At 70.1% G+C, this 21,439-nt stretch carries 20 protein-coding genes and 1 pseudogene; 14 read left to right on the top strand and 7 right to left on the bottom strand.

What is annotated here, in order from left to right:
- Positions 1–154: 154 nt before the first annotated feature.
- Complete coding sequence (locus tag ACZ7OY_RS40135) at positions 155–874, top strand: hypothetical protein (RefSeq protein ID WP_472250497.1); 720 nt, start codon at positions 155–157, stop codon at positions 872–874.
- Between the two features lie 97 nt (positions 875–971).
- On the opposite strand, the gene ACZ7OY_RS40130 is transcribed toward ACZ7OY_RS40135, so the two are convergent.
- Positions 972–2,411, bottom strand: a complete 1,440-nt coding sequence (locus ACZ7OY_RS40130) for a gamma-aminobutyraldehyde dehydrogenase (RefSeq protein ID WP_472250496.1) — start codon at positions 2,409–2,411, stop codon at positions 972–974.
- A gap of 168 nt (positions 2,412–2,579) precedes the next feature.
- On the opposite strand from ACZ7OY_RS40130, the gene ACZ7OY_RS40125 reads away from it, so the two are divergent.
- From ACZ7OY_RS40125 to ACZ7OY_RS40095, 7 genes are all read left to right on the top strand, one after another.
- Positions 2,580–3,098, top strand: a complete 519-nt coding sequence (locus ACZ7OY_RS40125; protein WP_162469671.1) for an Lrp/AsnC ligand binding domain-containing protein — start codon at positions 2,580–2,582, stop codon at positions 3,096–3,098.
- 2 nt (positions 3,099–3,100) lie between these two features.
- Positions 3,101–4,465 carry an aspartate aminotransferase family protein gene (locus ACZ7OY_RS40120; RefSeq protein WP_472250495.1) on the top strand — a complete coding sequence of 455 codons (1,365 nt, stop codon included), beginning with the start codon at positions 3,101–3,103 and terminating at the stop codon, positions 4,463–4,465.
- A gap of 207 nt (positions 4,466–4,672) precedes the next feature.
- Positions 4,673–5,419 (top strand): ABC transporter ATP-binding protein, encoded by a 747-nt coding sequence (locus ACZ7OY_RS40115; protein ID WP_472250494.1) that lies wholly within the window; start codon positions 4,673–4,675, stop codon positions 5,417–5,419.
- The gene (locus ACZ7OY_RS40110; RefSeq protein ID WP_472250493.1) at positions 5,401–7,011 is read left to right on the top strand and encodes a hypothetical protein; all 1,611 of its coding nucleotides are present in this window, start codon (positions 5,401–5,403) and stop codon (positions 7,009–7,011) included. The genes ACZ7OY_RS40115 and ACZ7OY_RS40110 overlap by 19 nt, the downstream gene beginning before the upstream one ends.
- 83 nt (positions 7,012–7,094) lie before the next feature.
- Positions 7,095–7,502 carry a VOC family protein gene (locus ACZ7OY_RS40105; RefSeq protein ID WP_472250492.1) on the top strand — a complete coding sequence of 136 codons (408 nt, stop codon included), beginning with the start codon at positions 7,095–7,097 and terminating at the stop codon, positions 7,500–7,502.
- Positions 7,503–7,538: 36 nt separating this feature from the next.
- The gene (locus ACZ7OY_RS40100; RefSeq protein WP_472250491.1) at positions 7,539–8,705 is read left to right on the top strand and encodes an LOG family protein; all 1,167 of its coding nucleotides are present in this window, start codon (positions 7,539–7,541) and stop codon (positions 8,703–8,705) included.
- Positions 8,706–8,903: 198 nt separating this feature from the next.
- Positions 8,904–9,572 (top strand): LAETG motif-containing sortase-dependent surface protein, encoded by a 669-nt coding sequence (locus tag ACZ7OY_RS40095; RefSeq protein WP_472250490.1) that lies wholly within the window; start codon positions 8,904–8,906, stop codon positions 9,570–9,572.
- 75 nt (positions 9,573–9,647) lie between these two features.
- Here the strand turns inward: ACZ7OY_RS40095 and ACZ7OY_RS40090 are convergent, their stop codons facing one another.
- From ACZ7OY_RS40090 to ACZ7OY_RS40070, 5 genes are all read right to left on the bottom strand, one after another.
- Positions 9,648–10,667 (bottom strand): ABC transporter ATP-binding protein, encoded by a 1,020-nt coding sequence (locus ACZ7OY_RS40090; protein ID WP_472250489.1) that lies wholly within the window; start codon positions 10,665–10,667, stop codon positions 9,648–9,650.
- Positions 10,667–12,340, bottom strand: coding sequence for an ABC transporter permease (locus ACZ7OY_RS40085; protein ID WP_472250488.1), 1,674 nt, complete (start codon positions 12,338–12,340; stop codon positions 10,667–10,669). Before ACZ7OY_RS40085 ends, ACZ7OY_RS40090 begins: the two co-directional genes overlap by 1 nt.
- Positions 12,316–13,416: a thiamine ABC transporter substrate-binding protein gene (locus tag ACZ7OY_RS40080; RefSeq protein WP_472250487.1), complete on the bottom strand. Its 1,101-nt coding sequence runs from the start codon at positions 13,414–13,416 to the stop codon at positions 12,316–12,318. Before ACZ7OY_RS40080 ends, ACZ7OY_RS40085 begins: the two co-directional genes overlap by 25 nt.
- 282 nt (positions 13,417–13,698) lie before the next feature.
- On the bottom strand, positions 13,699–14,805 hold the full coding sequence (rlmN, locus tag ACZ7OY_RS40075) for a dual-specificity RNA methyltransferase RlmN (protein WP_472250486.1): 1,107 nt from the start codon (positions 14,803–14,805) through the stop codon (positions 13,699–13,701).
- A 225-nt stretch (positions 14,806–15,030) separates the two neighbouring features.
- Complete coding sequence (locus ACZ7OY_RS40070; protein ID WP_472250485.1) at positions 15,031–15,786, bottom strand: GntR family transcriptional regulator; 756 nt, start codon at positions 15,784–15,786, stop codon at positions 15,031–15,033.
- An 80-nt stretch (positions 15,787–15,866) separates the two neighbouring features.
- On the opposite strand from ACZ7OY_RS40070, the gene ACZ7OY_RS40065 reads away from it, so the two are divergent.
- The 5 genes and pseudogenes from ACZ7OY_RS40065 to ACZ7OY_RS40045 all read left to right on the top strand — a co-directional run bounded on the left by ACZ7OY_RS40065 (position 15,867) and on the right by ACZ7OY_RS40045 (position 18,914).
- Positions 15,867–16,145, top strand: coding sequence for a hypothetical protein (locus ACZ7OY_RS40065; protein ID WP_472250484.1), 279 nt, complete (start codon positions 15,867–15,869; stop codon positions 16,143–16,145).
- Positions 16,144–16,497 (top strand): annotated as a pseudogene (locus tag ACZ7OY_RS40060) (UTRA domain-containing protein); the annotation flags it as partial. The gene ACZ7OY_RS40065 and the pseudogene ACZ7OY_RS40060, both read left to right, overlap by 2 nt.
- Positions 16,494–16,796 carry a hypothetical protein gene (locus ACZ7OY_RS40055; RefSeq protein WP_472250483.1) on the top strand — a complete coding sequence of 101 codons (303 nt, stop codon included), beginning with the start codon at positions 16,494–16,496 and terminating at the stop codon, positions 16,794–16,796. The pseudogene ACZ7OY_RS40060 and the gene ACZ7OY_RS40055, both read left to right, overlap by 4 nt.
- 456 nt (positions 16,797–17,252) lie before the next feature.
- Positions 17,253–18,518, top strand: coding sequence for a DUF4241 domain-containing protein (locus ACZ7OY_RS40050; protein WP_472250482.1), 1,266 nt, complete (start codon positions 17,253–17,255; stop codon positions 18,516–18,518).
- Positions 18,519–18,575: 57 nt separating this feature from the next.
- Positions 18,576–18,914 carry a DUF1877 family protein gene (locus ACZ7OY_RS40045; RefSeq protein WP_472250547.1) on the top strand — a complete coding sequence of 113 codons (339 nt, stop codon included), beginning with the start codon at positions 18,576–18,578 and terminating at the stop codon, positions 18,912–18,914.
- A gap of 1,062 nt (positions 18,915–19,976) precedes the next feature.
- Here the strand turns inward: ACZ7OY_RS40045 and ACZ7OY_RS40040 are convergent.
- Positions 19,977–20,309, bottom strand: a complete 333-nt coding sequence (locus ACZ7OY_RS40040; protein WP_472250481.1) for a hypothetical protein — start codon at positions 20,307–20,309, stop codon at positions 19,977–19,979.
- A gap of 144 nt (positions 20,310–20,453) precedes the next feature.
- Between ACZ7OY_RS40040 and ACZ7OY_RS40035 the strand changes: the two genes are divergently transcribed.
- Positions 20,454–21,332, top strand: coding sequence for an SDR family oxidoreductase (locus tag ACZ7OY_RS40035; RefSeq protein ID WP_472250480.1), 879 nt, complete (start codon positions 20,454–20,456; stop codon positions 21,330–21,332).
- Positions 21,333–21,439 lie beyond the last annotated feature (107 nt).

The following is a 21,439-nucleotide window of genomic DNA, read 5'->3' as shown; positions in this document are numbered from 1 at the left end:
GTCCCGGTACAGACGGCACCGGCGGCCGTGGGCGTGGTTACACCCGGGTAAGAACGGCCGTTCCCGTGCCGTAACCGCCGACGGGGTTCCGTAGGCCGTGGCCGTACCGGCAGCACCGCGGCCACACCCATCCGTCCCACCTCAGGAGGAATCCATGCGTGCTCCGGCACCCCGGGCGCAGTTGCTCACTCTGGGCGTCGCCGTCCTTTCGGCCGCCGCCCTCTGCACGGCCACCGCGTCGGCCGCGTCGGCGGCCGGCCCCACGTCGAGCGGGAAGCTCCGTACGACCATCACGTCCGCCACCTCCGTCACGTCTGCCACGTCCGTCGCCCCCGAGCAGGGCGGGCGGACGAAGGGCGAGGCGGGCCACGGTGGCGGGACGACGGGCGGGACCACGGGCGGCACGACGGGCGGCGCGGGCCACGCCGGGGCGGGCCAGACCGGACCGGCCACCGGCTTCGGCGTCGCCTACCACCCCACCGCCGACGCCCCCGGCGACGTCAATGCGGCGAACAAGAAGTTCGCCGTGTGCATGCACCGGGCGGGCCAGAAGACCGTCCCGGACATCCACGCCTCCAAGGACGCCGAGGGCCGCGTCCTGTTGCAGGTGAGGATCACCGACAAGGGCGGCACGTTCGACCCGACGTCCAAGCGCTTCCGGAAGGCGCTCAAGGCGTGCGGTCCGATCATGGCGAAGGCGGGCGTCACCTTCCCGGCCGGCGCCGAACTGCCGCCGCTGCCCGGCCTGCCGGGCACGCCGGGGAAGCCCGGAAAGCCGGGGAAGCCCGGGAAGCCCACCAAGGTCACGAGCACTGTGATCGAGGAGGCCGGCCGGCCCTCTCTGGTCACCAGCGGTGTCGACGAGCGCGTCTGACCCGCGGGGGAACAGCGCGGCCCCGGACGGGAATTCCCGTCCGGGGCCGCGCGTGTTCGGCACACAGGTGCTCAGCGGGCCGCCGGCCCGCCGTGCGTCACGCGTCGAGCGACGTCATCACGTGCTTGATGCGGGTGTAGTCGTCAAAGCCGTACCCCGACAGATCCTTGCCGTAGCCGGACTTCTTGAAGCCGCCGTGCGGCATCTCGGCGACCAGCGGGATGTGGGTGTTGATCCACACGCAGCCGAAGTCGAGCTTCTTGGACATCCGCATGGCGCGGGAGTGGTCCTTGGTCCACACCGAGGAGGCGAGGGCGTACTCGACGCCGTTGGCCCACTCCACCGCCTGGTCCTCGTCCGTGAAGGACTGGACGGTGATGACCGGTCCGAAGACCTCGTTCTGGATGATCTCGTCGTCCTGCTTCAGGCCGGAGACGACGGTCGGGGCGTAGAAGTAGCCCTTGTCGCCGACCTGGTGACCGCCCGCCTCGACCTTTGCGTGGGCGGGCAGCCGCTCGACGAAGCCGGAGACCTGCTTGAGCTGGTTGGGGTTGTTGAGCGGGCCGTACAGCACGTCCTCGTCGTCCGGCTGACCGGTCTTGGTCTCGGCGGCGGCCTTCGCCAGCGCGGCCACGAACTCGTCGTGGATGCCCGCCTGGACGAGGACGCGGGTGGCGGCCGTACAGTCCTGGCCGGCGTTGAAGAAGCCCGCGACGGAGATGTCCTCGACGGCCTTGGCGATGTCGGTGTCCTCGAAGACCACGACCGGCGCCTTGCCGCCCAGCTCCAGGTGGACGCGCTTGACGTCCTTGGCGGCGGACTCGGCGACGGACATGCCGGCGCGTACCGAGCCGGTGATGGAGGCCATCGCCGGGGTCGGGTGCTCGACCATCGCGCGGCCGGTCTCGCGGTCGCCGCAGACGACGTTGAAGACGCCCTTGGGCAGGATCGAGCCGAGGATGTCGGCGATCAGGACGGTGGAGGCGGGGGTGGTGTCCGAGGGCTTCAGGACGACCGTGTTGCCCGCCGCGATCGCCGGGGCGAACTTCCACACGGCCATCATCATCGGGTAGTTCCAGGGCGCGACCTGGGCACAGACGCCGACCGGCTCGCGCCGGACGATCGAGGTCATGCCGTCCATGTACTCGCCGGCCGAGCGGCCTTCGAGCATCCGCGCGGCACCCGCGAAGAAGCGGATCTGGTCGACCATCGGCGGGATCTCCTCGGACCGGGTGAGTCCGACGGGCTTGCCCGTGTTCTCCACCTCGGCGGCGATGAGTTCCTCGGCGCGCTCCTCGAACGCGTCCGCGATCTTCAGGAGGGCCTTCTGGCGCTCGGCGGGGGTCGTGTCGCGCCAGGCGGGGAACGCCGCCGCGGCGGCCTCCATCGCGGCGTCCACGTCCGCCGTTCCGGACAGGGGCGCGGTCGCGTACGCCTCGCCCGTCGCGGGGTTGACCACCTCGGTGGTCCGTCCGTCGGCGGCGTCCCGGAACTCACCATCGATGTAGTTGCGCAGACGACGCAGCTCGGTGCTCACTGCCGGCCTCCTGTCAGGTCGAACTGTCCAATCACTGAGACACCCACCCTAATCCGCAGGCCCACGTTTTCAACACCCCCAAGCGGGCTAGTGCTGCGAAATCCGCAAACCTGGACCTCGTAAACAACGAATTTCATCGGTGAAGCCTTGCGGAACGGTCGAGACGTCGTGCAGAGTGAAGCCGTGGCCAGTCGAAGCGCAGACCAGAGGGACTCGCCCCGCGAGCCCAGGAACGGCACTCCTCACCTGGATGCCGTCTCCCTCGCGATCATCCAGCAGCTCCAGGAGGACGGCCGCCGGCCGTACGCCGCGATCGGCAAGGCCGTCGGCCTGTCCGAGGCGGCCGTGCGCCAGCGCGTCCAGAAACTGCTGGACCAGGGCGTGATGCAGATCGTCGCCGTCACGGACCCGCTCACCGTGGGCTTCCGCAGGCAGGCGATGGTGGGCGTCAACGTCGAGGGCGACCTCGACCCCGTGGCCGAAGCGCTGACCGGCATGTCGGAAGTCGAGTACGTGGTGATGACCGCGGGCTCGTTCGACATCCTCGCGGAGATCGTCTGCGAGGACGACGACCACCTGCTGGACGTCATCAACAAACGCATCCGGGCCCTGCCCGGCGTGCGCTCCACCGAGAGCTTCGTCTACCTGAAGCTCAAGAAGCAGACCTACATGTGGGGAACCCGATAACCGTGAGCACCAAGGACCTCAGCCGATCCGCGTACGACCACCTGTGGATGCACTTCACCCGCATGTCCTCGTACGAGAACTCGCCCGTCCCCACGATCGTCCGTGGTGAGGGCACCTACATCTACGACGACAAGGGCAAGCGCTACCTCGACGGTCTCGCGGGTCTGTTCGTGGTCCAGGCCGGCCACGGCCGCACGGAGCTGGCCGAGGTCGCCGCCAAGCAGGCCGCCGAGCTGGCCTTCTTCCCCGTGTGGTCCTACGCCCACCCCAAGGCCGTCGAGCTGGCGGAGCGCCTCGCCCACCACGCGCCGGGCGATCTGAACAAGGTCTTCTTCACCACCGGCGGCGGTGAGGCGGTCGAGACCGCCTGGAAGCTCGCCAAGCAGTACTTCAAGCTCAAGGGCAAGCACACCAAGTACAAGGTGATCTCCCGCGCGGTGGCCTACCACGGCACCCCGCAGGGCGCCCTGTCCATCACCGGCCTGCCGGCCCTGAAGGCCCCCTTCGAGCCGCTGGTGCCGGGCGCGCACAAGGTCCCGAACACCAACATCTACCGCGCCCCGATCCACGGCGACGACCCCGAGGCCTTCGGCCGCTGGGCCGCCGACCAGATCGAGCAGGAGATCCTCTTCGAGGGCCCGGACACCGTCGCCGCGGTCTTCCTGGAGCCCGTGCAGAACGCCGGCGGCTGCTTCCCGCCCCCGCCCGGCTACTTCCAGCGCGTCCGCGAGATCTGCGACGAGTACGACGTGCTGCTCGTCTCGGACGAGGTCATCTGCGCCTTCGGCCGGCTCGGCACGACGTTCGCCTGTGACAAGTTCGGCTACGTCCCGGACATGATCACCTGCGCCAAGGGCATGACCTCGGGCTACTCCCCGATCGGCGCCTGCATCGTCTCCGACCGGATCGCCGAGCCGTTCTACAAGGGCGACAACACGTTCCTGCACGGCTACACCTTCGGCGGCCACCCGGTCTCCGCGGCCGTCGGTCTCGCCAACCTCGACCTGTTCGAGCGCGAGGGCCTCAACCAGCACGTGCTGGACAACGAGGGCAACTTCCTCAAGACCCTCCAGAAGCTGCACGACCTGCCGATCGTCGGCGACGTCCGCGGCAACGGCTTCTTCTACGGCATCGAGCTGGTCAAGGACAAGACGACCAAGGAGTCCTTCAACGCCGAGGAGACCGAGCGCGTCCTGTACGGCTTCCTGTCGAAGGCGCTGTTCGAGAACGGCCTGTACTGCCGTGCCGACGACCGCGGCGACCCGGTCATCCAGCTCGCCCCGCCGCTGATCTCCAACCAGGAGACCTTCGACGAGATCGAGCAGATCCTGCGCGCGACGCTGACGGAGGCGTGGACCAAGCTCTGATCCCTCGCGTCGATCCTCCTCCGGGATGATCCGCACCGGCCCCGGTATCGACCGTTCGAGTGAGAAACGGCGACCCGGGGCCGCGTGCTGTCCGGCCTCCCGCCGTCGCCTGCCTAGCGTGCCAGTGACCGATCGGCCCTGCCTTCGTTCCCCCGGACGGGGGAACGAAGGCAGGGGAATCACGGATCTGAACCGAGGTGTACGCCTATGGAGGCCCCGCCGGACAACGACGTGCTCTGGGCACGGTCCCTGCACTTCACGCACGACGACGGCTCGCCCGCGCTCGCCGGGGTCTCGCTCGGCGTCCGGGAGGGCGAGATCCTCGCCGTCAGCGGCCCGCGCGGCAGCGGCAAGACCACCCTGCTGCGCTGTCTGTCCGGCCTGGTGCGGGTCCGACGCGGCGAGGTCTGGTTCAACAGCGTCCCCGTGCACACCATGGGCCCCGTCTCCCGGGAACGCATGCGCCGGGACCGCTTCGGCTGGATCGACCCGGCACCGGTGCTCGTGCCCGAGCTGAACGTCTGGGAGAACGCGGCGCTGCCCCTGATGCTGCGCGGCACCAGCCGCCGCCGGGCCAAGGTGGCCGCCCTGGAGTGGCTGGAGCGCCTCGACATCGGCGACACCGCCCGCAGGCGTCCGCATCAGCTGCGCCAGGCCGAACGCCAACGGGTCTCCATCGCCCGCGCCCTCGCGCCCGCCCCGACGGTCCTGTTCGCGGACGAGCCGACGGCCCCCCTGCACCGCGCCGACCGCGCCCATGTCCTGCGCACCCTCACCACGGCGGCCCGCTCGCACGGCATCACGGTCGTCCTCGCCACGCACGACGCGGAGACCGCCGCCCTGGCCGACCGCAAGGTGTCGCTGCTCGACGGGCGACGCGTGCACACCGTGCACCTGCCGCCGGTCGCCGAGGCCGAGACGGAAGGCCGCGCCGCGTGCTCGCTCTCCGCCTGAGCCGCCTAGCCCACCCGGCCGTCCAACTGCGCCGCCTGCTGGTGGCGGCCGCCTCGGCCGGCACCGGCTTCCTGCTGCTGGGCAGCCTCGGCTACGCGTTGGGCCACCCGGACACGCCCGCAGGCACGCTCCTGCTGCGCCTGGCCTGGTGCGCGGTGCCGCTGGCCGCCACGGTCCAGCTCGCGGTGACCGTCGCCCGTACCGACCCGGCCACCAGGCCCCGGCCGGGCCTCGCGGCGATCGGACTCGGACCGGCCCGGCTGATGGCGATCTCGGCGACGACGACGGCCCTGTCCTGCACCCTCGGCTCCATGGTGGCGCTGTTCTTCTTCCTCCACCTGCGCGGCGACCTCACGGGCATGCCGTTCGACGGCGCGGCGGCGCAGTTCCTGGCGGCGGACACCCCGCTCCCCCTGGCGGGCGCCCTGACCCTGCTGGCGGTGCTGCCCGCCGTCGCCTCGGCGGCCGCGGCCCTCGCGCTGCGCCCGCGCGACCCACGGCACCCCCCGGCCCGCACCTCGGCCCGGGGGTACGGCCGTTTCGGCGCGTCCGGCCGGACGGGTGCGCGCGAGACGTTCGGGACCTACGCCAGATTCGGCGCGCGGCTGCGGACGACCGCGTCCGGCACCTCCGCCTCCACGAGGGGCACGGGTACGGACGGGGAACCGGGGCACGGACAGGTTCCGGTCCTCCAGCCGCGCCGGTCCGCGGGCGGCCACGCCGCCGAGGCGGTACGGCAGGGACCGCACGCCACCGCGTCACTGCCGGGCGGTACGGACGACCTGTGGTCCACGGCGGACGGCGCCCCGCACGCCCCGGCCGCGGTCGACGGCACCCGGCGCACCCCGGCGGCCGCCGACGGCAGTGCGCACGCCGGGACGGCCGAAGGCATCTCCCAGGCCGTCGAGGCACCGCAGGAGGACGGCACCTGGAACCCCGCGGACCATCCGTCCGACCCCGACCCGCAGCGGCCCCCGGCCCCCCGTCCGGCCCCCGGCGCGCTGCCCTGGGGCGTGGCCGTCCTCGCCGCCGGCCTGGCCGTGGAGGCCTACGCGAGCCGGTCCACCGCCGCCGGGCCGCGGCTGCCCGCCGGTCTGGCCACCGGCCCCGCGGGCGTCCTGGCCGGCTGGCTGCTCACCGCCCTCGGTCTCGCCCTGGCCGGCCCCGGCCTCACCCACCTGTGCGGAGTGCTGCTCCAGGCCGGCCGGCCCGGCGTCCTGCGGCTGCTGGCGGGCCGGGTCCTGATGGCCGAGGCCGCCCGCATCGGCCGCCCGCTCGGCGTGGTCTGCGCCGTGCTGTCGGCGACGTACGCCGCCGTGACGCTGAGCGAGCCCGGCGATGCGTCCTTCGGCCCGCTCACCACCCTGGGCACCCTGCTGGTGCTGGGCTGCACGGTGGCGACGCTGCTCACCGCGGCCGTCGAGGCCAGGCAGGTCCGCTCCGACACCACCGCGGCCCTGCTGCGCCTGGGCGCCCCGAGCACGATGCTGCGCAGCGCGGCCGCGCTGCGGGCCGGTGCGCTCGTGGCCCTGTTCGGCCCGCTCACCCTGGTCGTGGCGGAGCTGGCGGCACTGCCGCTGGCCCACCGATGAGTTCCACCGCGGTCCCCGGTCTGTACATCGCACTGCACGACCCTCCGCCCACGCCCGAACCGATGCCTCAGGGGAGACCTCGCATGTACCAGCAGATGATCTTCGTGAACCTGCCCGTGACCGACCTCGACGCCTCGAAGAAGTTCTTCACGGACCTCGGCTACAGCATCAACCCGCAGTTCAGCGACGAGAACGCGGCGTCCGTGGTGATCAGCGACACCATCGTGGCGATGCTGCTGACGAAGTCGTTCTACGCCACCTTCACCGACAAGGAGATCGCGGACGCCAAGAAGACCAGCGAGATGCTCGTGGCCCTGAGCGCCCCGAGCCGCGAGAAGGTCGACGAGCTGGTCGACCGGGCGCTGGCGGCGGGAGGCATGGTCAGCGGCCGGACGCAGGACCTCGGTTTCATGTACGGCCGCGCCTTCGACGACCTCGACGGTCACACCTGGGAAATCGTCTGGATGGACCCGGCGGCCGTGCAGGGCTGACCCGCCGCGGCCGAACGGCACTCCTAGCATGGGCGGGTGAATCCGACACCCGCCCTGCCGGGCCGCCCCGTCGAGGGCCCTCGCGACCTCGAGATCGAGACCCTGGACGAGTTCGACGAGGTCCTCGCCGCGCTCGGTACTTCGCCCCTCCCCCGCACTCCCGGCGCCGCCGGGACGGAGGAGACCCATCTGCGCGTCCAGTCCGTCGACCTGACGGGCCGCACGGACGTCCTGCTCGCCCTGGACGGCGCCGGCGCCGTCTTCCTCGGCTGCCCGATGGCCCCGGAGGCGGCCGCGCACCTGCGCGCCTCGGGCGCCCTGGTGTTCCCGCCCGTGCCGGGCCTGCCCTTCGACCCGTACCGCGGCTTCGTCTACACGCCCGACGAGCTGTTCGCCTCCCTCGACCAGGGCTACGAGGCGACACCGGACGCCCTGACGTACGGCTGGTTCCAGCGGACGAAGGCGAACGGCGACATCTTCGCCTCCATGCTGCGCTCGATCCACGACGACGCCGTCTCCGACGCCCTCGACGAACTTCTCGCCGACCGGCGGGTGGTGGGCGTCATGGGCGGGCACGCCATGGCCCGCGGCACCGAGGAGTACGCGGGCGCCGCCCGGCTCGGCCGGGAACTGGCCCGCGCGGGACTCACGGTGGCCACCGGCGGCGGCCCCGGCGCGATGGAGGCCGCCAACCTCGGCGCGTACGCCGCCCCGTTCGAGGACGGGATGCTCACCGAGGCGCTGCGGATCCTCGCCAAGGCGCCCTCGTTCAGGCCGTCGGTGGGCGACTGGGCGGCGGCCGCCTTCGAGGTGCGCGAGCGCTGGCCGGACGGCGGGGCCTCGGTCGGCGTGCCGACCTGGTTCTACGGCCACGAGCCGCCCAACGCCTTCGCCGCGCACATCGCCAAGTACTTCGCGAACGCCTTGCGCGAGGACGGCCTGTTGGCCCGTTCCACCGCGGGCGTGGTGTTCCTGCCGGGCGCCGCCGGGACCGTACAGGAGATCTTCGACAACGCGACGCCCAACCATTACGAGTCCCGCGGCGAGCCCACCCCGATGGTGCTCGTGAACCGCAAGCACTGGACGGAGGACCTGCCCGCCTGGCCGCTCCTCCAGGCGCTCGCGCGGGGGCGCTCAATGGAGGCCCGAATAGCCCTGGTTGACCGGATCGAGCAGGCTCCTGACGTGCTGAAACATCTATGACGGCAACGAATGGGTAAAGTCGGCAGCGCGCGGGCGCATATGCATTGACACTGCTTACGCGACACTTATAGACCTGTGAGTCTCCTGGGGACTCTGAAACTCGCCCCGGAGCCACCTCATCTATGTCACAGCCCCCCGCAGTTGTGCATCCCCCGAAGGGCAAACGTGTCCATATCTCGTCGCACCGCACGTCGTTCCGTGCGCATCCTCGGCGTCGCCTCCGCCTCGGCCGCACTCGCGCTCGGCGTCGCGGGCAACGCCCTCGCCTGCAACATCTCCGAGTTCCAGGACATCAAGGCCACCTGTGACGGCGCCAAGGGCGCCATCAGCCTGACCAACTTCGACGCCTCCAAGACCACGGTCGTCATCTCCGTGTTCCTCGAGAACAACGGCGCGGACGAGCGCAAGGTCGGCGAGCAGACGGTCCAGGGCTCCAAGGAAGGCGTCGCCGTCTCCTTCCCGGAGGACTGGCAGCCGAACGCCACCTACCGCATTCTCGTCCAGGCCGGCACGAAGAAGATCGGCGAGAAGACCCTGACCACCCCGGCCGAGGCCTGCAAGGCCGAGGACACCACGACGCCGTCGACCCCGTCGACCCCGTCGTCCCCGGCCGAGTCGACGACCACCCCGGCCGACGACGAGTCCGACAGCGCGTCCCCGGCCCCGTCGGCCACGGAGTCGGAGACCGCCGCTGCCGCCCAGGGCAACGCGCCCTCCGCCGCCGAGGTCGGTGAGTCCAACCTCGCCGAGACCGGTGCGAACTCCAACACCGGCATGATCGCCGGCATCGCGGGCGCCCTGGTCGTCGTCGGTGGCGGTGCCGTGTTCTTCGGCATGCGCCGCCGTGGGGCGAGCAGCAAGAGCTGACCCCGCAGCACGTCCACACCGGTGGCCCGTCCCTTCGAGGGGCGGGCCACCGGCATGTCGGCCCGAAGCCGACGGTCAGTCGAGCACCACGACGTCCGAGGGATCGAACCGCACTCCGACCGTGTCCCCGGCCTCCGGTGCCGTCCGCAGCGCGCAGGCCGCCTCCAGGCGGGGCGCGTCCCGGGGCTGGAGGTGGACGGAGACATGGGTGCCCTTGAAGGTGCGGGCGGTCACCGTGCAGGGCAGGCCCTCGTCCGCCGGCACCAGCCGTACGCCGGCCGGGCGCACGAGCAGCGTGCGTGTCCCCTGCGGGGCGCCCTCGCCCACCGCGACCTTGCCCCAGGGGGTGTCCGCGGCCTCCCCGACGACGGTCGCCTCCACCACGTTGTCGAAGCCGAGGAAGCGTGCGACGAAGGCGTCCGCGGGCCGCTGCCACACCTCCAGCGGGGTACCGGACTGGGCGATCCGCCCGTCCCGCATCACCACGACCCGGTCGGCCAGCGCGAACGCCTCGCTCTGGTCGTGGGTGACCGCCAGCACCGTCGTGCCCAACCGGCCGAACAACTCGCGCAGTTCGACCACCAGCCGCTCGCGCAGCGACCGGTCGAGCTGGCCCAGCGGCTCGTCCAGCATCAGCAGCCGCGGCCGGGGCGCGAGCGCCCGGGCGAGCGCGACCCGCTGCTGCTCACCGCCGGACAGCGCGGCGACCGCCCGGCGCGCGGCCCCCGGCAGCCCGACCAGGTCGAGCAGCTCCCCCACCCGGGCGCCCTGCTCGGCACGCGACGCGCCGCGCATGCGCAGCCCGAACGCCACGTTGCCGCCCACGTCCCGCTGCGGGAAGAGCTGGTGGTCCTGGAACATCAGCCCCACCTCCCGCCGGTGCGCGGGCACCCCCGTCTGGTCGCGCCCGTCCAGCACCACCCGGCCGCCGTCCAGGGGCTGCAGTCCGGCCACCGCCCGCAGCAGCGTCGACTTGCCGCTGCCGCTCGGACCGAGCACACACACGATCTGGTGCTCGACGACGTCCAGGTCGACGGCGTCGAGCGCGGCCCGGCCGCCGAACCGCACGGTCGCCCCCGCGAGAGACAGCAACATCAGAACTCCCCCGTCCGATCCGCGCTCCGCAGCCCCTCCAGCAACAGCAGGGACACCGCGCACACCACCATCAGAATCGTCGAAAGGGCCATCGCCTGGCCGTAGTTGAGCTCACCGGCGCGGCCCAGCAGCTTGGCCACCGCGACCGGCAGGGTCGGGTTGTCGGGCCGCGCGATGAACACCGTCGCCCCGAACTCGCCCAGCGACACGGCGAAGGCGAACCCGGCGGCGATCAGCAGGGCCCGCCGCACCAGCGGCAGGTCGACCTCGCGCCAGACCCGCCACGGCGACGCCCCGAGCACCGCCGCCGCCTCCCGCAGCCGTCCGTCCACCGCCCGCAGCACCGGCAGCATGGTCCGTACGACGAAGGGCACACCCACCAGGGCCTGCGCGAGCGGTACGAGGATCCAGGAGGCCCGCAGGTCCAGCGGCGGCTCGTCGAGCGCGATCAGGAACCCGAAGCCGACCGTCACCGCGGACACCCCGAGCGGCAGCATCAGCAGCGCGTCGAAGCCGCGTACGAACCGCCCGCTGTCGCGTCGGGTGAGGGCCGCCGCGGCGAGCCCGCCGATCAGCACCGCGATGGCGGTGGCGGCGAGCGCGTACGTCAGGGAGTTGCCGACGGCGTCGATCGGCGGCACCAGGAAGACACCCGAGTCGGCCGAGGCCAGCGCCCGGTAATAACCGAAGTCGGGCGTGTCCAGCGACCGCTGCACCAGGACCGCCAGCGGCAGCAGGATCAGCACGGCGACCGTGCCGAGGACACCGGCCAGCAACGCCCACTGCCCGGCCCCGCGCGGCCGTCGAGCCGTCCGGGCCGCGTCCACCAGCCGCAGCGCGCTCTCCGAACGCCGTACGGTCCTGGCGTGCACGGCGAGGATCGCGCCCACCGCCGCGAACTGGACGAGGGTGAGCACGGCGGCCGTGGCCAGGTCGAAGATCTCGGAGGTCTGCCGGTAGATCTCGACCTCGAGGGTGGAGAAGGCGGGGCCGCCCAGGATCTGCACCACGCCGAAGGAGGTGAAGGTGAACAGGAAGACCATGAGCGTGGCGGCGGCCACGGCGGGCCCGAGCGCCGGCAGCGTGACGGTGCGCCAGGCGCGCAGCCGGGAGGCGCCCAGCATCCGCGCCGCCTCCTCCTGCCGCGGGTCCAGCTGCGCCCACAGGCCGCCGACCGTACGGACGACGACCGCGTAGTTGAAGAAGACGTGCGCGAGCAGGATCGCCCACACGGTGGTGTCCAGCCGTACGCCCCACAGCTCGTCGAGCAGCCCGCCGCGCCCGACCAGCGCCAGGAACGCCGTACCGACGACGACCGTCGGCAGCACGAACGGCACGGTCACCACCGCCCGCAGCACCCGCTTGCCCGGGAAGTCGAGCCGGGCGAAGACATACGCGCCCGGGAGCGCGACGAGCAGGGTGAGCGCGGTGGAGGCGAGCGCCTGCCAGACGGTGAACCAGAGCACGTGCCGGATGTCCGACTGCGCGAGCACGTCCGTGATCCGCCCGAGGTGCCAGGCGCCGTCGGACTTCAGCCCGCGCGCCGTGATCGCGGCGACGGGCCAGGCGAAGAACACGCCGAAGAACGCGACGGGCAGGGCCATGAGCCCGAACCGCGCCGCGTTCCCCTTCCGGCTCCCGCGGGGGGCTACTTCAGTACGAGCGAGGTCCACGACTTGACCCACTGGTCACGGTTGGCGGCGATCTTCGCGGGAGCCACGGTCTCGGGGTCCTTGGCCGCGGGACCGTACTCGGTGAAGTCGGCGGGCACCTTCGCACCGGTGACCACGGGGTAGACGAACATGTTCAGCGGCATGTCCTCCTGGAACTCCCTGGAGACCAGGAAGTCGATCAGCGCCTTGCCGCCCTCGGTGTTCTTCGCGTTGCTCAGCAGCCCGGCGAACTCGATCTGCCGGAAGCAGGTTCCCTCGGCCACGCCGGTGGGCGCGGTGGTGGGCCTGGGGTCGGCGTAGATCACCTCGGCGGGCGGCGAGGAGGCGTACGACACGACGAGCGGCCGGTCGCCCTTGGCCTTCTTGCCGCCGGCGGAACCGGAGAACTCCTCGTTGTAGGCCTGCTCCCAGCCGTCGACCACCTTCACGCCGTTGGCCTTGAGCTTCTTCCAGTAGCCCTGCCAGCCGGAGGTGTCGCCGTCGCCGTACTTCGCGGCGGTGCCGAGCAGGAAGCCCAGGCCCGGCGAGGAGGTGGCGGCGTTCTCGGTGACCAGGAGGTCCTTGTACGCGGGCTTGACCAGGTCGTCGAAGGAGGCCGGCGGGGTCAGCTTGTGCGCGCTGAACCAGGCCTTGTCGTAGTTGACGCAGATGTCGCCGTAGTCGATCGGCGTGACCCGGTGCTTTCCCCGGTCGAGCTGGTAGGCGGCGCCGACCTGGTCCAGCCCCTTGGCCTGGTACGGCTGGAACAGTCCGTTGTCGAGGGCCCGGGACAGCAGCGTGTTGTCGACACCGAAGAAGACGTCGCCCTGCGGGTTGTCCTTGGTGAGGATGGCCTTGTTGACGGCCTGGCCCGCGTCCCCGTCCTCCAGGACCTTGACCTTGTACCCGGACTGCTTCTCGAAGTCCGCGAGCACGTTCTTGGAGACGGCCCACGAGTCGTGGCTGACGAGGGTGACGGTCTTGGAACCGCCGGAACCGCCCGAGCCCGCGCCGCCCTTGTCGCCGGACGAGCCGCAGGCGGACAGCGTGACCAGGCCGAGCCCGATCGCCGCGGCCACGAACGTCTTGGTGTGCACTTGATTTCCTCCTGGAGGTGACCAGGAAGAGACGCGGCCCTGCCCGGGGCCGTCGGACGGATCCGCCGGCTCCCGGGCAGGGCGCAACAGCTCGAGTGAAGACCGAACTTCCTACCCAGAATGACCTGGGCGAGGTTCAGAGGGTCTGCGGCCCGATTGCCGCACTCTCAGCGCTGTGGCGCTCCCCTGTCGGAATATGAAGATGTACGGCGCCAGACTACCGTCCGGCCGATCGCCACCCTACGGCTACCGCCCGGTACGGACGGCTACCGGTGGGTGGGATCAGCGCTCGGTGGCGGCCAGCTGCCCGCACGCCCCGTCGATCTCCTGACCGCGGGTGTCCCGGACCGTGACGGGCACGCCGTGGGCCGCGATGGCCTCGACGAACGCCTTCTCGTCCTCGGGCCGGGAGGCGGTCCACTTGGAGCCGGGCGTCGGGTTCAGCGGGATGAGGTTGACGTGCACGGGCTTGCCCCGCAGCAGGCGTCCCAGCCGGTCACCGCGCCAGGCCTGGTCGTTGATGTCCCGGATCAGCGCGTACTCGATGGACAGCCGGCGGCCGGACTTCTCGACGTACTCGAAGCCGGCGTCGAGGACCTCGCGCACCTTCCACCGCGTGTTCACGGGGACCAGGGTGTCGCGCAGCTCGTCGTCGGGCGCGTGCAGGGAGATCGCCAGCCGGCACTTGAAGCCCTCGTCGGAGAACCGGTGGATGGCGGGCACGAGACCGACGGTCGACACGGTGATACCGCGCTGCGACAGCCCGAGCCCGTCCGGCGCGGGATCGGTGAGCGCCCGGATGGCTCCCACGACCCGCTTGTAGTTGGCGAGCGGCTCGCCCATGCCCATGAAGACGATGTTGGACAGCCGGGCCGGCCCGCCGGGCACCTCACCGTCCCGCAGGGCCCGCATCCCGTCCACGATCTGGTGCACGATCTCGGCGGTCGACAGGTTCCGGTCCAGTCCCGCCTGCCCGGTCGCGCAGAACGGGCAGTTCATGCCGCAGCCCGCCTGCGAGCTGATGCACATGGTCACCCGGTCCGGGTAGCGCATGAGCACCGACTCGACGAGCGTCCCGTCGAACAGCCGCCACAGCGTCTTGCGGGTGGTGCCCGCGTCGGTGGACAGATGCCGCACGACCGTCATCAGCTCGGGAAGCAGCGCCTCCTGAAGCTTGCCGCGCGAGCCGGCGGGGATGTCGGTCCACTCCGCCGGGTCGTGCGCGTACCGCGCGAAGTAGTGCTGCGAGAGCTGCTTGGCACGAAACGGCTTCTCCCCGATCTCGGCCACGGCGTCCTTGCGCTCGGCGGGCGTGAGATCGGCAAGATGCCGCGGCGGCTTCTTGGCTCCACGGGGGGCGACGAAAGTGAGTTCTCCGGGTGCAGGCATAACACCTTCAGTGTGGCAGATCATCCGAGGGTCCCCAGGCCAGAGCGGGGTGGGGGTGGTCACCCTCGGGCGACCTCTGTCAGCTTCTGCCGACCTCGCACGGCCCAGGGACGGCCCAGGAATGATCTTGCGCGAGGCCCCTGACCGGCCACGAACGGCGACAGGGAAGAGTCAGGGGCGGTCGCGGGTGTTGATGCCCCGCGACCGCCCCCGATTCACCGACGATCAACGATTGATCGGAATCTCGTAGACGATCTCGCAGTGCGCGACGGGTACCACGATGTCCGCCGTCTCGACGGGCCGTCCGTCGTCGCTGTAGTACGTCCGCCGGATGTGCGTGACGAGCGCGGCTTTCTGAATGCCGAGCAACGACGCCTCCTCGGCGGTCGCCGTCCGAGGCTCAGGCTGCTCCACGGCATGGCTGACAGTGACCCCGATGACAGCCATCCGGTTCACGACACCGGCTCCGGCATGCGGGCCTCCCTCGGGGAGGACGACGAGAGTGCCGGCCGTGAGGTCGCACGGCTCCCAGCTCGTCGACAGCCGCACCGGCCTGCCGTCGGCCGGGAACTCGTAAGTCGTCCGGACGCACAGCTCGCCCTCGGCGATCCCGAGCCGCGCGGCGATGTTGGCGGGCGCCGGCACCTTGGCATCGGTCCGACTCTCCCAGTCCCCCGCCCTGCCGATGTCCCGCATGTCGGCCCGGAACGGCGACCCGTCGCGTCGCTCCCGCGCCGCCGACCGAACCACCCGCACCCGCTGCCGGGGCTCGGCGACGTACGTACCCGATCCGGCGCGCCCCTCCAGCAACCCCTGGGAGATCAGCAACTCCTGCGCCCGGCGCACCACGTTCTCGCCCACGCCGCACTCCTGGCCGATCTGGGTGCGAGAGGGCAGACGGTCACCCGGCTCCCATACGTGCTCCGCGATCCGCCGCCGGAGTTCGTCGGCGATGCGGAGATAGGACGGCTGCTCAGGCATATGGAAAAAATCTAGTCCACTAGCCCTAATCCAGTTAACTAGCTTCACTCAAAGTGATCACTGGTGACGGAGGCTGCCCTGTGCCCGCTTCGGGAGTTAGCGCGGCGGCCGTCGCCGCCCGGCTGTCCGCTCTCGGGCTTCCCACGCAGGCGGAGGAACACGGGAGCCACACGACGGTCGTGGCGGAGATACCGGAATCACTCACCGCCGAGTCATGGCGGGAGGTCCTGGACGTGGTGGCCGACGCGGACCGGTTCGGCCTCCTCGCCACCAGCCTGAACGGCCGCACCCTCTGGGCGGCCGTACGCAAAACGGTCCCCACGACGGGCGATGTCGGGGGACCGGGCCATCAGCGATAGCTTCGAAGGGGAGTCACCGCAGGGACTGACCCGCATCTACATCCCGCGCGACCTGGCACCTGCTGGACTACTTGACGACGCATCCGCAGACCGGGCCCCGATCACAAGATTCGCTGTCCTCACCCTCTCGCCGGCCGCTGTCCGGGAGACAGTCTGCTCCCGCCTCCCGACACCGGAGGAGGCATCGACCCTCCGGATCGCCTCCACTGCGCCGGTCCTCGCGATCACACGAGTAGCGACCGCCGCCACTGACCGAGTCGTCGAAGCCGCCCTCCTGGCCTTCCCGGGGGACCGCATCGACGCGGTCTTCACCACCCACCACATGCTCGACGAGAGGCAGACGCAAGGATGACAGCCCCGAACGAACTGCGCCTCCTCCCGTGGTCGGGCCCGGAGGGGAAGCCCTGCTACTTGAGCACCGACGACCCGGACGGCTACATGTCGCACCTGGCAGACAACATCGAGTCGGTGCAACTCGGCACGGCGAACGAGCTGCTGGCACACGCCCACGAAGCGCTCGGCAACCAGGACGCGAACCCGGAGGACATGCGACGGCTGGCCCACGAACTGGCCGACGCACTGCGCGACGTCCTGCGCGTTGCGACCAGCCGCGGTGACCTCCTGGCGGTAGACAACCCGCACAACATCTGAACGACGGGGCGTGAGCGTTCACCGCCCGTCACGGCCCTTCCAATCGGGGAGGGGAACCCAACCACGCGCCTGGGTTCCCCTCCCCGCCGCGTCGTGCGCCCCCTGGGCGGCCCGGCCGTGTACTGCCTCCGGACCCCTTCGCGGGTCAGCCGCACTGACCAGACCGTGAGCGCATCTGCCGAGCCATCAACTTGGAAAGCTTGGGTTCTATGGGGTCCATAGGCTTGCTGACCTGCTGCGTAGGACGTCATGACCTTTGGGCCTGCTGGATGGGGACCACTGTTCCCCGTTGGAGCGTCAGGCTTCGCTGGTCGAGATGAGTCCGCGCTCCTCGCTGTCGGAGGTGCCGGTTATGGTGTGGCGGCCGTTGGAGCTAGAGGGGGGTTCATGCGTACTCGGATTGAGGTCGCCTACTGTGCGGGATGGAATCCGCAGGAGCGGCTTCCCGTAGGAGCGATGAGTGAGAGCCGGGCGCGCGAGCGTGACAGGGCCGGAGAGCCGTACGCGGTTCTGCTCGGCAACGGTGGCCGGCAGCGGGTGCTGCTCCAGGTGAGCTGGAGGGACCACTACCTCGGAGTGTTCCTCTTCGACGAACAAGAACGACGCGTTCGCGGCTACGACTACCGGGAGTTGGCGGCGGGCCTGCTACACCTGCGCTCCTACGAGGAGTGGCGCCACACGTCCACTGACGAGCCGGAGTTCCCGGAGGAAGGTTGGCACTTCACCCTCACTGCCAGAACCGACAGAGAGACGGCGCGTGTCGAACTGGACCACGGGGGCAGCCTGCACACTGTTCGGAACCTTCCCGAACAGCACCGAACCCTGCGCCGTGCGCAATTCGGCGACTGGACGGCGTATGCCGACGGTCGGATGCTCGGCTTCGGAACGGACGGTGCCCTGTCCCTCACGCTCGCTGCACATGAAGAACAGCCCGAATCCCCGACCGGAACGTGGTCCGTCCCGAGGCCGCTTCGCCCCCGGTATCTAGAGGCCCTGTTCACCCCGGGCAGCCGCTTCGCTGACGAAGAATCCGACACAGCGACCGTCACCGCCCCGGAGACGGCAGGTGTCCTGCGGCTTCCCACCGGCTCGGTCATAGCAGCAGACCCCGGCACTCTCAGCGAGCGTGACGAACCCTTCACGGTGCCGGTGCCGCCGGGCGAATATCCCGTGTTGATCGCCACCATGGAGTGGGACGGCAAGGGGTGGGGCGAGAACACCGCCGCCATGCTGCGCGTCCTCGACAAACCCACCGCGAGCTGGGAACTCGCAGTCCGTCCTGGTCAGGACACGCGACTGCTGGGCGAGGGGGAGTTCTATGGCTTCGGAGTGGACACCGGCATGGGAGCGTTCCTCGACGCGGCAGGGCGTGACGTCCTGGCTGCAATGTGCGAGCACGGTTGTGAACCGGGGGAGACAGACGATCCCGACACAGGGACCAATCTGATCGCCTACCCCAGCGGTATGGGCGACGGCTCGTACCCGGTCTGGATCGGACGCACGACGAAAGGAGAGGTGACCTGCCTGGTAGCCGACATGCTCATCCTCCATCACGCCCAGGTCCTTCCGCCGACAGAGCCCGACACCACCGCCTTCCTGTCCCCAACCATGGCGGAGGACGTTCCTCTTCCCCAGCCGGGCAACGCCGGAGACGCGGCCGAGTTCATCTCCGCGATGATTGCCGAGATCGCCGACTTCAAAGAAAGCCTGAGGCGGCGATAGGGAGCCACACTCAATGGGCGAGTCAAACTCCATCGAGCGCGATCAGTAGTCGAAGACCTGGGACGTGCTCCGCTTCCTGCTGGCGCGCGCAGAGTTTCCCGTGAACGTGATCCACGGCAAAAGCCGTTCGCCGAGGATGAGGACTGGGGCTACGGGCCTCCCAGGTACCCGCGGTCTGAGCGGATCCGGCTCGCGGCGGAATCTCTGCGGGCTGCCAGCTATGACCAGCTCATCAGTGGTGCGGATCCCGCCGAACTGACCAGCGCCGAGGTGTACCCCCTCGGATGGAGCGAGCCTGGTGCACTGGAGTGGGGTCGTCACTGGTGCGACGGCCTCACTCAGTTCTTGGAGGCCGCTGCCGGAGCGACCGATGCGGTACTCGTCTGGTTGGACTGATAGGCAGATACAGCGGTGAGACCTCAGCTTGGGAAGCTAAGGGCATCTAGGGCTTGCTCCCGGCCTGATCTGCGACGGCGGGACGCAGGCGTGCGGTAGACGGTTGATCGGTTCCCCGCTGCTCCCCGTGGTTCCCCGCACGATCTGGCACGGGTCTGGCACGACCTCTTCGTCCCGGACTCTCGGCTGGGTGGTCATAGGAGTCTGGTCAGACGGCCATTGCTGGTTGTTGGTGGCCGCGGACGGTCACGATGGTTGCTGTACTCCGCTGCTGTACCGCAGCACTCATTGCGACCGCTCCGCCTGGCCGTACTCGGCTGCCTTGAACGGGGCCGGAGCTCGGAGGGCTGGCGCGGGCCGGATACCGTTCCCCGCATGAAGATCGTGATCTGGTCCTTCCTTGCCCTGTTGCTCATCGTCTGCGCCATCGGCGGCTTGCTCAGCGCCGTAAACGGACACGACGCCTCAAACATCATCCGCGGCCTGGGCGCCAGTGCCTTGTTCTCGTGGGGGGCCTGGAGCAGTTGGAAGAGGGCATCTCGCCCCCGACCCGCAAGAATTGCCCCTGCCCAAGAACTGCACCCGAGATCTTGGCGGCGACGATGACTCGCTGCTGCCCGAGACCGCTCCGGCGCGCCTCCTGACAGTTACGTGGCGTACGTAACTGAACGAGGGCCGCAGGAGGCACGAGGCTATTTCTTCTTGCCCTGGGTCTTGCCGGAGATCTTGGCGACCTGCTGCTTCCCAGCTCAGGGGCGGTGAGCTCGTGCGCCTGGTCGTCGATGTTGGTCGTCGTTGGCCGCTGTTGAGCAACCTCGGACGGCCCAGGGACGGCCCAGCTTCGGCGCGCTCGACTGACGGCCGGCACCTTCGACACGCCCCGTCTGAACCTCAGCCGACGACAGTCAGCCACGACGGCGGGTGCGCCGACCGACCACGCACGCGTGTGCCTCGCTTCGCCCTCACGGGCCTCAACCACGCTTCCGGTGCCGTCGTCGTGACGGCCGGTCCATGATGGCAGCGCCGGAGCTCTAGCTGTGGTTCGGGCGTCGTAGCTGGGTTCTAGTAGTCGTCGTATTCCTCGTAATCGTAATCCCAGTAGGAATATTGAAGCTTACGCTCTTCTTGGATAGCTGTTACTTTAGCGAGGCGTTGACGGACAGCTTGCCTTGATATTCCGCAGGCACGCCCAACCTCTGCCTGAGACACCTGAAACTGGCACGCATAGTAAGTGGCAGTTAGCACGTTCGTTTCGACTCCAGACGAGAAGTCTGCCAACACCGAAATAAGCGCCAAGTGCTCTTTCTTCGTCACCGGCCCTGACGGGCTTTGCGGTGGCTCGGCAAGTCGTTCAATGACCTTCTCCCATGCGAGCCCATAGAGGTAGTTGACCATGGGGTCGCCTGGGCGCGCCCGTTGCCAGTCCCCGCTGTTCCCCGTGGTTCCCCACCTGATCTGGCACGCGAATGGCACGGCCGTCGCTTTGCGCCGGCCGGGAGCCGGCCCACCACCGATCCCCCTGCCCTACCGTGGTAGCTCATGACGGTCCTGATTATCGGTGGCAGTGGCTTTCTGGGAACTGAACTGGTCCGGCAGGCCATCGCGGCCGGGCACCAAACGGCCGCGACGTTCGCCTCCCGGCCTGGCAGGTCCTCGGGTGTCGCCTGGTATCCGCTCGACGTCCGGGACCCTGCGCGTGTCGTCAGGGTGATCGCCGACGTTGAGCCCTCGGCCGTCCTCAACGTGTCAAGTGGCCAGTCTGACTGGGCAGTCACCGCCGACGGCGCGATCCGCGTGGCGCTGGCTGCCGCCGACCAAGGCTGCCGGCTGGCCCACGTTTCCAGCGACGCGGTGTTCTCCGGTGCGCACGTCCGCTACGACGAGAGCAGCCTGCCCGATCCGGTCACCCCCTACGGCGCCGCAAAGGCCGCCGCCGAGACGGCAGTGCGGCTATTGGTGCCGGGGGCCGTCGTCGCCCGCACCTCGCTGATCCTCGGACACGGCCAGTCCGGACACGAGCGCGCGGTGCATGACTTGGCGGCCGGAACCCGGGACGGGGTCCTGTTCACCGACGACATCCGTTGCCCGGTACATGTCGAAGATCTGGCCGCCGCCCTGTGGGAGCTCGCGCTGTCCGACGCGGCCGGGGTGTTCCACCTCGCCGGGCCGGATGCCCTGAGCCGTCACGACCTCGGTGTGCTCATCGCCCGGCACCAAGGACTTGACGGTGCGCAGCTGCCCGCCGGGCGACGAGCCGACACCAACCTGTCCGGCGCCCTCGACGTACGCCTCGACAGCCGCGCAACGCAGGAGCGATTGCGGACCAGGCTCCGTGGTGCCCGCGAGTTCCTCCGCGAAGACGACCGCAGCCTCCAGGAGCCGCTCGTGGCCAACGAATCAGGTCACGGTTGTTCGTAAGCATTTCTTTGGGGGTCTGGCCCAAGTTGTGTGGAGTGGCTACTCGTTGTAGTTGTTGATCTTCGCTGCTGCGGCTTGGAGGTCGCCCGGATTTCGCTCCTCATATG

The organism is Streptomyces sp. NPDC107559, from assembly GCF_055657365.1.
Note: the sequence above shows the minus strand (reverse complement) of the source record. Positions and strands in the feature narration are given on the sequence as shown.

Bases quoted from the DNA above. Each gene is read 5' to 3' on its own strand.
- ACZ7OY_RS40135 (WP_472250497.1), top strand. From the start codon at position 155: ATGCGTGCTCCGGCACCCCGGGCGCAGTTGCTCACTCTGGGCGTCGCC.
- ACZ7OY_RS40115 (WP_472250494.1), top strand. From the start codon at position 4,673: ATGGAGGCCCCGCCGGACAACGACGTGCTCTGGGCACGGTCCCTGCAC.
- ACZ7OY_RS40105 (WP_472250492.1), top strand. From the start codon at position 7,095: ATGTACCAGCAGATGATCTTCGTGAACCTGCCCGTGACCGACCTCGAC.
- ACZ7OY_RS40090 (WP_472250489.1), bottom strand. From the start codon at position 10,667: ATGTTGCTGTCTCTCGCGGGGGCGACCGTGCGGTTCGGCGGCCGGGCC.
- rlmN (WP_472250486.1), bottom strand. From the start codon at position 14,805: ATGCCTGCACCCGGAGAACTCACTTTCGTCGCCCCCCGTGGAGCCAAG.
- ACZ7OY_RS40070 (WP_472250485.1), bottom strand. From the start codon at position 15,786: ATGCCTGAGCAGCCGTCCTATCTCCGCATCGCCGACGAACTCCGGCGG.
- ACZ7OY_RS40055 (WP_472250483.1), top strand. From the start codon at position 16,494: ATGACAGCCCCGAACGAACTGCGCCTCCTCCCGTGGTCGGGCCCGGAG.
- ACZ7OY_RS40050 (WP_472250482.1), top strand. From the start codon at position 17,253: ATGAGTGAGAGCCGGGCGCGCGAGCGTGACAGGGCCGGAGAGCCGTAC.
- ACZ7OY_RS40040 (WP_472250481.1), bottom strand. From the start codon at position 20,309: ATGGTCAACTACCTCTATGGGCTCGCATGGGAGAAGGTCATTGAACGA.
- ACZ7OY_RS40035 (WP_472250480.1), top strand. From the start codon at position 20,454: ATGACGGTCCTGATTATCGGTGGCAGTGGCTTTCTGGGAACTGAACTG.